A 12,289-nucleotide genomic window follows, 5' to 3' on the forward strand; every position below is an offset into this window, starting at 1 on the left:
ATACAAATGAATTGGGCTGATCTCAACCTGATACCCGCGATGCCGGAGCTGTTCCTGATCGGCGCCTTGCTGGTAGTGCTGATGCTGGATCTTTTCATCTCCGATGAAAAGCGCGGCATCACCTACGGCTTGACGCTGCTGACGCTGGCCGGCACCGCTGTCGCGCAGGTCTACACCTTTACCCCATACCCGGTGCATACCTTCTCGGGCATGTACGTGGCCGACCCGCTGGCCTCCCTGGTCAAGCTGGCGATGTATGGCGCCACCGCCATCGTGCTGGTGTATAGCCGCCAGTACACGGCTGACCGCGGCTTGTTCAAGGGCGAATACTTCTCGCTGTCGCTGTTCGCGCTCCTGGGCATGAACCTGATGGTGTCCGCCTCGCACTTCCTGACCCTGTACATGGGCCTGGAGCTGCTGTCGCTGGCCTTGTACTCGCTGATCGCGCTGCAGCGCGATTCGATCCCGGCCACCGAATCGGCGATGAAGTACTTCGTGCTGGGCGCGCTGGCTTCCGGCCTGCTGCTGTACGGCATCTCGATGATCTACGGCGCCACCGGCTCGCTGGAGCTGGCCACCGTCGCCAAGTCCATCAAGTCGCACGCCGCCAACCCGGTGCTGCTGATCTTCGGCCTGGTGTTCATCGTGGCTGGCCTCAGCTTCAAACTGGGCGCCGTGCCGTTCCATATGTGGGTGCCTGATGTGTACCAGGGCTCGCCGACTTCCGTCACGCTGATGGTCGGCGCCGCGCCCAAGCTGGCCGCCTTCGTCTTTGTGCTGCGCATCCTGGCCCAAGGCCTGGACGTGCTGGTGGGCGACTGGCAGTCCATGCTGGCGATCGTGGCCGTGCTGTCCATGGCCATCGGCAACATCACCGCCATCGTGCAGACCAACATCAAGCGCATGCTGGCTTACTCCACCATCTCGCACATGGGCTTCCTGCTCCTGGGCGTGTTGGCGGGCACCCAGCAGGGCTACGCCGCGGCGCTGTTCTACGCCGTGGTGTACGTGGCCATGTCCATGGTTGGTTTCGGCATTATCCTGGCGCTGTCGCGCAAGGGTTTCGAGTGCGAGAACATCGACGACCTGAAGGGCCTGAACAGCCGCAACAGCTGGTACGCCTTGCTGATGCTGCTGGCCATGTTCTCGATGGCCGGCATCCCGCCGCTGCTGGGCTTCTACGCCAAGTTCGTGGTGATCAAGGCCATTCTGGACATCGGCATGGTCAAGCTGGCCGTGTTCTCGGTACTGATGTCGGTGATCGGCGCCTTCTACTACCTGCGCGTGGTCAAGGCCATCTACTTTGATGAGGCGCAGGATACGGCTCCGATCGCCGTCCGCGCAGACATGAAGCTGGTGCTGTCGCTGAACGCGCTGGCGCTGCTGGTCGTCGGCGTGCTGCCGCAATCCTTGCTGGAACTGTGCGTGCAGGCGATGCGTCAATCGCTGGGCATGATCTAAGGCAGCGGCCATGGATAGCAGCATCACCATACTGCTGGTGTTGGCCGTTGTGGCCGCCAACCTGCCGTTCGCCAGCGATCGCGTCGCCGGCTTCTTCAAGGTGGCGCGCAAGCATTTCGGCTGGCATGCGCTGGAGTTGGCGGTGCTGTTCGCCCTGGTGGGCGGCCTGGCTCGGCTGCTGGAGGCGCGTGAGATGCCGGTGCACGAACAGCACTGGCAGTTCTACGTGACGACGCTTGCCTTGTTTCTGGTGGCGGCCTTCCCAGGTTTCGTCTACCGCTATTTCTGGCACCGGCCGGCTCACTAGCCTGCTTCCGACACGCGCTCAAGAGCACTGCCACGGCAGTGCTTTTTTGTTAAGTTGTATTGCCATGGATTGCCTTATGGTGATAAAGAATTGACATTTGCATGTCTTGATCTTGATCCCGCTATCCTGAGGCGATATGAAGAAAACCATCTCTTGTCTGATCTCCGCGCTGGCCTTCACCGGCGCGGCCCACGCCGCCGACTTGCAGCCGGCCCAGCATGCCGATTTTCCCCGCTATACCTACGCGCTGACCTGGCAGCCTGGGTTCTGTTCGACAGGGGACGGGTGCCTGCCCGAGCAATCGCATGAAGTGCAAATCGGTTTGCATGGGCTGTGGCCGTCGGAGCCGCAGAGCCTGATCACCCAGAATGTGCCGGTTCAGCAATGGTGGGCCAAGGGCTGCGCCTTTTTCCCGCATGTGCATGCGGTGCCGGCCTTGCCTGCGGAAACGCGTGACGAATTGAAAGTGGTGATGCCGCAGCTCAAGGACGACCTGCTGCTGCATGAGTACGTCAAGCATGCTCAGTGCTTTGGCTATCCGGCGCAGCAGTTTTTCGAGACGGCGCTGAAGATGCGCCAGGCCGTGGTGGATGGCGGCTTCGGCGATTATCTGTTGGGGCAAGCGGGGCAGACGCGCACGCGTCAGGAGTTGCAGGACGCTTTCGCCAAAGCCTTCGGCACCGATCAGCGGCGCTCGCTGCAATTGCAATGCGGCAAAGACAAACAAGGCCGCAATGTCTTGACGCAATTCTGGTTCACGCTCAAGGCCGACAAGCTGGCGAGCTTTCCCGCCACTGAGAGCTTTGTGAATACGCCTGACGGCGAATACGAGGATAGCTGCGCGGAGCCGTTTGTTTTGCCTGGCTGGTAGGCGGCTATCGGGCATTGCATTGCGACGTAGGCGATATGTTGCTTCGCATGTGGCCGTCGTTACTGCAGCCGGGCTGTGTTGGGAGTACGACAGTTCTTTCGGCCAGTCAGCCTGGCTCAGACCGGCGGCGGGGTACGCATATGGCCTGCATTAACCCTTGTATTTCAAATTCTTAATGCGTGATGTTACTTGCGTGAAATATTCAATATTTGTAAATATTGATTAATTTAGTTTGAGAGTGTGGCTTGCATTCTCGCTTCTTAAGGTAGATTCGAGCAGCTGAGTGCCGTATTGCCGGCATCCGCTGGCGAAACAGCTTTTGACAATCTAGTCCAAAGGGAGCGGGAATGTTTGCACGGATCCGTCTGGTGCTCATCATTTTGATCACATCATTGCCTGCTATGGCAAGCAATCTGCAGGCCAGCAGGAATGGCGATTTTTCCCATTACACATTGGCGCTGGCCTGGCAACCAGGCTTTTGCAAGTTGAGCCAGTCCTGTCAAATGCCGCTGAATTCTGATGGCGCGCTAGGCCTGCTGGGCCTGTGGCCTTCCTTGCCGGCCAGCCTGCGGGAACAAGGCGTCACCGAGGAGAGTTGGCGAGTCAAAAGCTGTTTCTACTTCAGCCATAGCATTGATGATCCGCAGCTCTCCGATGAGGTGCAGGCTCGACTTGCCAGGGCGGTTCCCAAATTATTGGATGACGATCTGATCAGCAGCGAGTTCGTCAAACATGCCCAATGCTTCGGTTTTGCCGGCAATGATTATTTTGCGAAAGCGCTGCAATTGCGGCAGTCGGTGCTGGATAGCTCGTTTGGCAACTATCTGAAGAATAAGCAGGGGGCGATGGTCGATCCGAATACGGTGCGGCAGGCCTTTATACAGGCTTTTGGCGCAGCCAGCGGAACGGCGTTGAGTTTGCGCTGCCTGCGCGATACGCAGCAGCGCAATGTCTTGACCAGCCTGGAAATCCAGATATCCGCGCAAAAGCTGAATGCTTTTCCGGCAGAGGCTTCCTTGTGGCATCAAGACGGAGCGGATGCGTCGGATACCTGCTATGGGCCGATATGGATTCCTAACTGAACCGCGCTGGCCCAGCCGGGCTGGGCGCGGCAGCTCGGCAAACGTCAACAGCCCCTAGGGGTCAGTAAAAGCGCGCCTCGCCCTGCGGCCGGCTCTTGAAGCGCTTGTGCAGCCAGAAGTACTGATCCGGGATTTCGCGGATGCGGTCTTCCAGGAAGGCGTTCATGCGGCGGGTGTCGGCCTCGATGTCTTCGCTTGGGTAGTTGTCCCAGGCTGGGTAGAACTCCAGTTCGAAACGGTCGCCGACGCGACGCGCGATGGCCGGCACGATTTTGGCGCGCGCCAGCTTGGCGATGCGCGCCATGCCGGTGATGGTGGCCGCCTTGACGCCGAAGAAGTCGACGAACAGCGAGTCGCGCACGCCGAAGTCCTGATCCGGCAAATACAGGAAAGGCGCATGGTCCTTGCGCATGGCTTTGATGATGGGGCGCAGGCCTTCTTGGCGGGACACGATGTAGGCGTTGTTGTAGCGCTGGCGGCCGGCGTAGATTTGCTGGTCCAGCGCCTCGTTCTTCTGGTGCGAGTAAACGCTGACCAGCGGGATGTATTGGTTCAGCGCGTAGACGCACATCTCGAAGCCGACGAAGTGCGGATAGAACAGGATCACGTCCTCGCCCTTGTCGCGAAGATCGGTGACGTAATGCAGGTTCTTGATGCTGACCAGATCGTCGATGCGCTTGGCCGAACTCCACCAGCACACGCCATACTCCAGCACCATCCGTATCATGTGCTGGCAGTTCTTGCGGATCAGCCGGCGGCGTTCCGCGTGCGGCATGTCCGGGAAGCACAGCCGCAGATTGATCAGACCGACGCGGCGGCGGCCGCGAGCCAGCAGGTAGGCGAGATTGCCTAGGCCGGCGGCGAGCAGGCCGATCGCGCGCATCGGCAGCAGGCGGATCAGCCACAGCAGGGCAAAAGCGAGTTTCATGCGAATCCTTGTTCTGCGTCCGGCCGGCTGACGCCGGGCGGGCATTTATAGCGGTTGTAGCTCCACAGGTACTGGCAGGGGAAGCGGCGGATCAGTTGTTCCACCTGGGCGTTCATCTGCGCGCAATCCGTTTCCTTGTCGCCGGTGAACGGTTGCGCCAATGGCTCGATATGCACGGCAAAGCCCTGCCCGCCGGGCAGCCGCTCCCCGACGAAGAACAGCGTGGTCACGCCGCTCATTTGCGCCAGGCGCGGCACCAGCGTCATGGTGTAGGCCGGCCGGCCGAAAAACGGCGCCCAGATGCCTTCGCCGTTGCCGGGCACTTGGTCGGGCAGAATGATGGTGGCTTCGCCGGATTTCAAGGCTTTCATCAGCACGCGCACGCCGTAGGCCGTGGCCGGGGCGGTTTTGCCTTTGCCGCGGGCCCGTCCGGCCTGCATCACTGGCTCCAGCCACTGCAGCTTCGGTGGGCGGTACATGGCGGTCAGCGGGAAGGGCAGGCGGGAGCTGATATAACGCCCGGCGATATCGTAGCTGCCCAAGTGCGGAGTTACGAATATAATACCGTTGCCGAGCGCCAGCGCCTGCTCCACATGCTCCCAGCCTTCGCAGCGTTTGACCATGCCGGCGATGTCTTCGGGGCTGCGGCACCAGGCGATGGCCAGCTCCAGCGCCCCCTTGCCGGTTTCGGCCGCGCTTTGTTTGACTTTGGCTGGTAAAACCGGATAATTTTCGAAGATTTTACTAGAACTTAGATTCTCCCGCAGCCTAGCGGCGAAGCCGGGGGACGCGAGATAAGTCAGTCGCCCCAGAGCGGCACCCAAACCTTGTAGCCAGGATAAGGGGAGGTGCGCCAGGACAGACAGTAGTAAATGGACTAGCTTGGACATGAGCTCAGCAGTCTGGGTCTGAAAGCGGCCTATTTTATCACCACAGGGTTTTGTATTTTTTGGGAACGCAGAATAAATGAGTGAATACCTGTTTACCTCGGAATCCGTATCCGAAGGCCACCCGGACAAAGTCGCCGACCAGATCTCCGATGCCATCCTCGACGCCATCCTGCGCGAGGACAAGCACGCCCGCGTAGCGGCGGAAACGCTGGTCAACACCGGCCTGGTGGTGCTGGCAGGCGAGATCACCACCACCGCCAACGTCGACTACATCAAGATCGCGCGCGAAACCATCAAGCGCATCGGCTACGACGACTCCGAACTCGGCTTCGATTACCGCGGCTGCGCGGTGATGGCCTGCTACGACAAGCAATCGCCGGATATCGCCCAGGGCGTCAACGAAGGCGAAGGCCTGGATCTGAACCAGGGAGCCGGCGACCAGGGCCTGATGTTCGGCTACGCCTGCGACGAAACCCCGACGCTGATGCCGTTCCCGATCTACTACGCGCACCGCCTGGTGCAGCGCCAGGCCGAACTGCGCAAGGATGGCCGCCTGCCGTGGCTGCGTCCGGACGCCAAGAGCCAGATCACCTGCGTGTACGACGGCGCCACCGGCCTGCCCAAGCGCATCGACACCGTGGTGCTGTCCACCCAGCATACCCCGGACATCGACCACAAGACGCTGACCGAGGCGGTGATCGAAGACATCATCAAGCCGGTGCTGCCGCCGGAAATGATCACCGCGGAAACCAAGTTCCTGATCAACCCGACCGGCCGTTTCGTCATCGGCGGTCCGCAAGGCGATTGCGGCCTGACCGGCCGCAAGATCATCGTCGACACCTACGGCGGCGCGGCGCCGCATGGCGGCGGCGCCTTCTCCGGCAAGGACCCGTCCAAGGTGGACCGTTCCGCGGCCTATGCCGGCCGTTACGTGGCGAAGAACATCGTCGCCGCCGGCCTGGCGCGCCAGTGCCAGATCCAGGTTTCCTACGCCATCGGCGTGGCGGAGCCGACCTCGATTTCGGTCGACACCTTCGGCACCAACACCATTCCGAATGAGAAGATCGTGGAACTGGTGAAGAAGCACTTCGACCTGCGTCCGAAGGGCATCATCCAGATGCTGGACCTGCTGCGTCCGATCTACGGCAAGACCGCCGCTTACGGCCACTTCGGCCGCGAAGAGCCGGAATTCAGCTGGGAACGCACCGACAAGGTGGAGGCGCTGCGCGCCGACGCCGGCCTGTAAGCGACTAACCTGTCGATGGTCTGGAAAACCGCCTGCTCATGCCGGCGGTTTTTTTATCCGCTTTCATAATGGAATCGCCGCGCGCTTGGCGGCGGCTGTTGTGAGCATTGGCAGGATAGCCGGCTATTGGTCGCCGGTCGAGAAGTCTGGGCATGGACGCTGGCGATGAATGGCTTGCGTATCGTGCCAGCATGACAACGCCTATATTTTCCGCGCGGACTAGGTATAATTACCCGGCATGCCGAGGGGCGCTGCGAGGAGGGTGTTCTCCCCAGGCTTGGCGTGCCGCCTGCTGTCCGGTGGGCGAGGCAACGGCGCTCACCTGACTCATGACCGTGGCGGGCATGGGATGACGGGTGGGCCGCATCCTGCCTGGCCGCGTGAACAAGGATGCTTCACGATGGCTGATTTCTCCGATTATCACGTAGCAGATTTCTCCCTTGCCGGCTGGGGCCGCAAGGAGCTGAACATCGCCGAAACCGAAATGCCGGGCCTGATGGCGATCCGCGACGAGTATCGCGCCGCGCAGCCGCTGCGCGGCGCCCGCATCGCCGGCAGCCTGCACATGACGGTGCAGACCGCGGTGCTGATCGAAACGCTGACGGCGCTGGGCGCGGAAGTGCGCTGGGCGTCGTGCAACATCTTCTCCACCCAGGACCACGCTGCCGCGGCCATCGCCGCCGCCGGCATTCCGGTATTCGCCTTCAAGGGCGAGAGCCTGGACGAGTACTGGGAGTTCAGCCACAAGATCTTCGAATGGCCCGAAGGCCAGCCGGCCAACATGATCCTGGACGACGGCGGCGACGCCACCTTGCTCTTGATGCTGGGCAGCAAGGCGGAGAAGGACATCGGCGCGATCGCGCACGCCACCAACGAGGAAGAGACCGCGCTGTTCGCCTCGATCAAGCGCCACCTGGCCATCGACCCGCAGTGGTATTCCAAGCGCCTGCAGCACATTCAGGGCGTGACGGAAGAAACCACCACCGGCGTCCACCGCCTGTACCAGTTGGAGAAGGATGGCCATCTGCCGTTTCCGGCGATCAACGTCAACGACTCCGTCACCAAGTCCAAGTTCGACAACCTGTACGGTTGCCGCGAATCGTTGGTGGACGGCATCAAGCGCGCCACCGACGTCATGATCGCCGGCAAGGTTGCGGTGGTGCTGGGCTATGGCGATGTGGGCAAGGGCTGCGCGCAGAGCCTGCGCGGCCTGGGCGCCACCGTGTGGGTGACCGAGATCGACCCGATCTGCGCGCTGCAGGCGGCGATGGAGGGCTACCGCGTGGTGCGCATGGACGAGGTGGCCGATCAGGCTGACATCTTCGTCACCGCTACCGGCAACGTCGGCGTGATCACGTACGAGCACATGAAGAAGATGCGAAACAACGCCATCGTCTGCAATATCGGCCACTTCGACAGCGAAATCGAAGTCGCCAGCCTGCGCCAGCACCAGTGGGAAAACATCAAGCCGCAGGTCGATCACATCATCTTCCCCGACGGCAAGCGCATCATCCTGCTGGCGGAAGGCCGCCTGGTGAACCTGGGCTGCGCCACCGGCCATCCGAGCTTCGTGATGTCCAACAGCTTCACCAACCAGGTGCTGGCGCAGATCGAACTGTTCGCCAACGGCCAGCAGTACGACAAAAAAGTGTACGTGCTGCCCAAGCATCTGGACGAAAAGGTGGCCCGGTTGCACCTGGGCCGCATCGGCGCGCGGCTGACCGAACTGTCCGACCAGCAGGCGGCCTATATCAGCGTGCCCAAGCAAGGGCCTTATAAGCCGGATCACTATCGTTATTGATTTTTGAACCAAACTGAAACGGACAGCCCCCCTAGAATGGTGCTGTCCGTTTTTTTCGGGCCCGCGCAAGCAACGGCACCCAGAGGCCGACAATGACAAGATAGCCAGGACAGCGATAGAGAGGATCACGATGACACAAACGCCGCGCACCTTCAGTTTTGAATTCTTTCCGCCGAAAACGCCGGAAGGCGTGGCCAAGCTGCGCACCACTCGCCAGCAGCTGGCGCAGTTCAAGCCGCAGTTTTTCTCGGTGACCTTCGGCGCCGGCGGAACCACCCGCGACGGCACCCTGTCTACCGTGCTGGAAATCCGCAGCGAAGGACAGGCCGCTGCGCCGCACCTGTCCTGCGTGGGCTCCACCCGGGAAAACATCGCCGCCATCCTCAATGAATACCGCGGCAACGGCATCCGCCACCTGGTGGCGCTGCGTGGCGACATCCCGTCCGGCATGGTGGGGGCGGGGGAGTTCCGCTACGCCAACGAGCTGGTGGAGTTCATCCGCGCGGAGCACGGCGACCATTTCCACATCGAGGTGGCGGCCTATCCGGAGTTCCATCCGCAGGCCCGCTCCGCCGAGGACGATCTGGACAATTTCGTGCGCAAGGTGCGCGCCGGGGCCGATTCCGCCATCACCCAGTATTTCTTCAACGCCGACAGCTATTTCCGCTTCGTCGATGAAATCCGCGCCCGCGGACTGGACATCCCCATCGTGCCCGGTATCATGCCGATTTCCAATTTTGGCCAGCTGTGCCGCTTCTCCGACATGTGCGGAGCGGAAGTGCCGCGCTGGCTGCGCCTGCGCATGCAGGCCTATTACGACGACACCGCGTCCATCCGCGCGCTGGGCCTGGACGTGGTGACCGAGCTGTGCGACCGGCTGCTGCAAGGCGGCGCGCCGGGGCTGCATTTTTACACATTGAACCAGGCAGGCCTGGTCTCCACCATCTGGCAGAGGCTGGGCCTGTGACGGCGCGCGGGCGGCATGGGCCGCCCGCGGCCGCCAACGACAGGAAAGCCTATGCAAGACTCATTGAGCATCCAGAATCCGCCGAGAAAATCGCTGCTCGGCCAGATCATTTTCAGCAGTCGCTGGCTGCAATTGCCCATCTATCTGGGTTTGATCGTGGTGCAGGGCGTTTATGCCTGGAAATTCCTGGCGCAGTTGTGGGAGCTGCTGGAAGGGCTGAATCACCTGACCGAGACAGACATCATGCTGGCGGTGCTGGGGCTGATCGATGTGGTGATGATCGCCAACCTGCTGGTGATGGTAACGGTGGGCGGTTACGAGACCTTCGTGTCGCGCCTGCGCATCGACACCCACCCGGACCAGCCGGAATGGCTGGACCACGTCAATGCCTCGGTGCTGAAGGTGAAGCTGTCGATGGCCATCATCAGCATCTCGTCCATCCACCTGCTGCAAACCTTCATCAACGCTAGCCGCATCGACGAGCACACCATCAAGTGGCAGCTGTTTTTGCATCTGGCCTTCCTGCTGTCCGCCGCGGCCATCGCCTATACCGACAAGCTGCTGGCCAGCGCGACCGCGCAGCATCAGCGGCACTGATCTGCCGTTTAGAGCCGAAATCGATGTGAACAGGCTCCGGCAACGCAAAACGGCCCGCGAAGGGCCGTTTTGCTTATTGCGGGGGAGTGATCACATGCCGCGCATCTGTCCCAGCGGCAGCGCGGTGGTGCGCTTGATCTCCTTCAGCACAAAGCTGGATTTGACGTCCTCCACGCCGGGATGCTGCAGCAGCTCATCCATCACGAAGCGCGAGAAGTGCTCCATGTCTTCAAAGTACACCTGCAGCAGATAGTCCATTTCGCCGGTCATGGCGAAGCAGTTGATGACTTCCGGCCAGTTCTGCACCGCTTCGATGAAGCTTTGCAGGTGCATATTGCCGCGTTTTTCCAGCGTCACTCGCACCCAGGCCTGCAGGCCCAGACCGATATGCGCAGGATCGAGCAGCGCCACGTATTGGCGGATCACGCCGGACTCTTCCAGTTGCTTGAGCCGGCGCAGACAGGGCGACGGCGACAGCGCCACGCGCTCGGCCAGCTCGACATTGGTCAACCGGCCATCCAGCTGCAATTCGGCCAGAATACGCAAGTCCGTCTTATCTAATGTAAGACTTGGCATATTTTCTCCTGATTATCGGTTTGTTGCGGCATTTTATTCTTCAATATCAATCATGGAAAGCAATTTGGCAAGATAATTGCTATGCACTTTCCATAGAATAAAAAGCCTAAATCGCAAACGGCAGCGCCAGACTGCCGACGCATGTCGATGGTGTGTGACAGCAGATAACGATTCATTCGGAGGAGAGCTAACCGTACCGCCATCGGCGGTCGGCGCCGATGCGCCCGTCCCTGGTGCGCAACGCGGTTTTCCCGTCTGCCTCTTCCCACCCTGTCGACCTGCCAACCGCCCGCAAAAGCGGGCGGGCAGGCGGCCTGCTTACATAACGCGGATCGCCTGCAGACGTTTACACACAACGCTCAAACCGAGTGGATTATCGCTTTCCGTATCATCGGATCGCGATCTATATAACAGAGGAGAAACAGATGAAAATGGAAGCCATGCTGCAAAACCCGCTCGCCACCGACGGCTTCGAGTTTGTCGAATACACCGCGCCCGACGCGGCCGGTGTGGAAAAGCTGCGCCAGTTGTTCCTGTCGCTGGGCTTTACCGAAGTCGCCCGCCACCGCAGCAAGAACGTCAGCCTGTTCCGCCAGGGCGACATCAACTTCATCCTGAACGCCGAAACCAGCCAGCCGGCCAGCGAATTCGCCCACGCGCACGGCCCGTCGGCTTGTGCGATGGCCTGGCGCGTGAAGGATGCCGCCAAGGCCTACGAATACGCGCTGGCGCATGGCGCCAAGCCCTATCAGCGCCCGATCGGCTTCATGGAGCTGAACATCCCGGCAGTGCAGGGCATCGGCGGTTCCGCGCTGTATTTCGTCGACCGCTACGGTCCGGAACACAATATCTACGACGTAGACTTCGTGCCGGTGGACGGCGTCGACCAGCATCCGTTCGGCGTGGGCCTGACCCTGATCGACCACCTGACCCACAACGTGGCGCGCGGCAATATGGCCACCTGGGCCGACTTCTACACCAACATCGCCAACTTCCGCGAGATCCGCTATTTCGACATCGAAGGCAAGCTGACCGGCCTGGTGTCCAAGGCGATGACCAGCCCCTGCGGCAAGATCCGCATCCCGATCAACGAATCATCCGACGACAAGAGCCAGATCGAGGAATTCCTGCGCCAGTACAACGGCGAAGGCATCCAGCACATCGCGCTGACCACCGACGACATCTACGCCACGGTGGAAACGCTGAAGGCGCGCGGCACCCGCTTCCTGGACACCCCGGACACCTATTACGAAAAGGTGGACGCGCGCGTGCCGGGCCATGGCGAGGACGTGGCTCGCCTGAAGAAGAACAGCATCCTGATCGACGGCGCGCCGGTGGAAGGCATCTTGCTGCAGATCTTCACCGAAACGGTGATCGGCCCGATCTTCTTCGAGATCATCCAGCGCAAGGGCAACGAGGGCTTCGGCGAAGGCAACTTCAAGGCCCTGTTCGAGTCCATCGAGGAAGACCAGATCCGCCGCGGCGTGCTGAAGGCCTGAGCGGCCAGCCACTGAAAACGGTTCTGGGCACCGTCGCTTCCCGTTCAAACCGGCGCGTGGCGGC

12 protein-coding genes and 1 riboswitch are annotated in these 12,289 nt (G+C 61.1%); of the genes, 9 read left to right on the plus strand and 3 right to left on the minus strand.

What is annotated here, in order from left to right:
- The first annotated feature begins 6 nt into the window (after positions 1-6).
- From nuoN to JHD59_RS06295, 4 genes are all read left to right on the plus strand, one after another.
- Entirely contained in the window at positions 7-1,461 is a 1,455-nt protein-coding gene (nuoN, locus tag JHD59_RS06280; protein ID WP_103318341.1) for an NADH-quinone oxidoreductase subunit NuoN, read from the plus strand.
- A 10-nt stretch (positions 1,462-1,471) separates the two neighbouring features.
- Positions 1,472-1,768 (plus strand): DUF2818 family protein, encoded by a 297-nt coding sequence (locus JHD59_RS06285; RefSeq protein WP_103318339.1) that lies wholly within the window; start codon positions 1,472-1,474, stop codon positions 1,766-1,768.
- A gap of 136 nt (positions 1,769-1,904) precedes the next feature.
- Positions 1,905-2,639 carry a hypothetical protein gene (locus JHD59_RS06290; protein WP_199153601.1) on the plus strand — a complete coding sequence of 245 codons (735 nt, stop codon included), beginning with the start codon at positions 1,905-1,907 and terminating at the stop codon, positions 2,637-2,639.
- Positions 2,640-2,986: 347 nt separating this feature from the next.
- Positions 2,987-3,721 carry a hypothetical protein gene (locus JHD59_RS06295; protein WP_199153602.1) on the plus strand — a complete coding sequence of 245 codons (735 nt, stop codon included), beginning with the start codon at positions 2,987-2,989 and terminating at the stop codon, positions 3,719-3,721.
- A gap of 61 nt (positions 3,722-3,782) precedes the next feature.
- Here JHD59_RS06295 and JHD59_RS06300 read toward each other — a convergent pair whose 3' ends face one another.
- Together JHD59_RS06300 and JHD59_RS06305 are read right to left on the minus strand one after the other, a co-directional pair.
- The gene (locus JHD59_RS06300) at positions 3,783-4,649 is read right to left on the minus strand and encodes a lipid A biosynthesis lauroyl acyltransferase (RefSeq protein ID WP_199153603.1); all 867 of its coding nucleotides are present in this window, start codon (positions 4,647-4,649) and stop codon (positions 3,783-3,785) included.
- Positions 4,646-5,539, minus strand: coding sequence for a lysophospholipid acyltransferase family protein (locus tag JHD59_RS06305; RefSeq protein ID WP_199153604.1), 894 nt, complete (start codon positions 5,537-5,539; stop codon positions 4,646-4,648). Before JHD59_RS06305 ends, JHD59_RS06300 begins: the two co-directional genes overlap by 4 nt.
- A 76-nt stretch (positions 5,540-5,615) precedes the next feature.
- Between JHD59_RS06305 and metK the strand changes: the two genes are divergently transcribed.
- From metK to JHD59_RS06325, 4 genes are all read left to right on the plus strand, one after another.
- Entirely contained in the window at positions 5,616-6,785 is a 1,170-nt protein-coding gene (metK, locus tag JHD59_RS06310; protein ID WP_043623605.1) for a methionine adenosyltransferase, read from the plus strand.
- Between the two features lie 237 nt (positions 6,786-7,022).
- Positions 7,023-7,112, plus strand: a riboswitch (S-adenosyl-L-homocysteine riboswitch).
- Between the two features lie 73 nt (positions 7,113-7,185).
- Positions 7,186-8,586: an adenosylhomocysteinase gene (ahcY, locus tag JHD59_RS06315; protein WP_199153605.1), complete on the plus strand. Its 1,401-nt coding sequence runs from the start codon at positions 7,186-7,188 to the stop codon at positions 8,584-8,586.
- Positions 8,587-8,716: 130 nt separating this feature from the next.
- A complete protein-coding gene (gene metF / locus JHD59_RS06320) occupies positions 8,717-9,553 on the plus strand; it encodes a methylenetetrahydrofolate reductase [NAD(P)H] (RefSeq protein ID WP_103318328.1) in 837 nt (278 codons plus the stop codon).
- A gap of 51 nt (positions 9,554-9,604) precedes the next feature.
- The gene (locus tag JHD59_RS06325; protein ID WP_103318326.1) at positions 9,605-10,150 is read left to right on the plus strand and encodes a TIGR00645 family protein; all 546 of its coding nucleotides are present in this window, start codon (positions 9,605-9,607) and stop codon (positions 10,148-10,150) included.
- Between the two features lie 90 nt (positions 10,151-10,240).
- Here JHD59_RS06325 and JHD59_RS06330 read toward each other — a convergent pair whose 3' ends face one another.
- A complete protein-coding gene (locus JHD59_RS06330; RefSeq protein WP_043623593.1) occupies positions 10,241-10,726 on the minus strand; it encodes an Lrp/AsnC family transcriptional regulator in 486 nt (161 codons plus the stop codon).
- A gap of 425 nt (positions 10,727-11,151) precedes the next feature.
- Between JHD59_RS06330 and hppD the strand changes: the two genes are divergently transcribed.
- On the plus strand, positions 11,152-12,225 hold the full coding sequence (hppD, locus tag JHD59_RS06335; protein WP_043623590.1) for a 4-hydroxyphenylpyruvate dioxygenase: 1,074 nt from the start codon (positions 11,152-11,154) through the stop codon (positions 12,223-12,225).
- Positions 12,226-12,289 lie beyond the last annotated feature (64 nt).

Origin of the sequence: Chromobacterium sp. ASV23 (assembly GCF_016428945.1) — a bacterium.
Classification (GTDB): domain Bacteria; phylum Pseudomonadota; class Gammaproteobacteria; order Burkholderiales; family Chromobacteriaceae; genus Chromobacterium; species Chromobacterium sinusclupearum.

Bases quoted from the DNA above. Each gene is read 5' to 3' on its own strand.
- nuoN (WP_103318341.1), top strand. From the start codon at position 7: ATGAATTGGGCTGATCTCAACCTGATACCCGCGATGCCGGAGCTGTTC.
- JHD59_RS06285 (WP_103318339.1), top strand. From the start codon at position 1,472: ATGGATAGCAGCATCACCATACTGCTGGTGTTGGCCGTTGTGGCCGCC.
- JHD59_RS06290 (WP_199153601.1), top strand. From the start codon at position 1,905: ATGAAGAAAACCATCTCTTGTCTGATCTCCGCGCTGGCCTTCACCGGC.
- JHD59_RS06295 (WP_199153602.1), top strand. From the start codon at position 2,987: ATGTTTGCACGGATCCGTCTGGTGCTCATCATTTTGATCACATCATTG.
- JHD59_RS06300 (WP_199153603.1), bottom strand. From the start codon at position 4,649: ATGAAACTCGCTTTTGCCCTGCTGTGGCTGATCCGCCTGCTGCCGATG.
- JHD59_RS06305 (WP_199153604.1), bottom strand. From the start codon at position 5,539: ATGTCCAAGCTAGTCCATTTACTACTGTCTGTCCTGGCGCACCTCCCC.
- metK (WP_043623605.1), top strand. From the start codon at position 5,616: ATGAGTGAATACCTGTTTACCTCGGAATCCGTATCCGAAGGCCACCCG.
- ahcY (WP_199153605.1), top strand. From the start codon at position 7,186: ATGGCTGATTTCTCCGATTATCACGTAGCAGATTTCTCCCTTGCCGGC.
- metF (WP_103318328.1), top strand. From the start codon at position 8,717: ATGACACAAACGCCGCGCACCTTCAGTTTTGAATTCTTTCCGCCGAAA.
- JHD59_RS06325 (WP_103318326.1), top strand. From the start codon at position 9,605: ATGCAAGACTCATTGAGCATCCAGAATCCGCCGAGAAAATCGCTGCTC.
- JHD59_RS06330 (WP_043623593.1), bottom strand. From the start codon at position 10,726: ATGCCAAGTCTTACATTAGATAAGACGGACTTGCGTATTCTGGCCGAA.
- hppD (WP_043623590.1), top strand. From the start codon at position 11,152: ATGAAAATGGAAGCCATGCTGCAAAACCCGCTCGCCACCGACGGCTTC.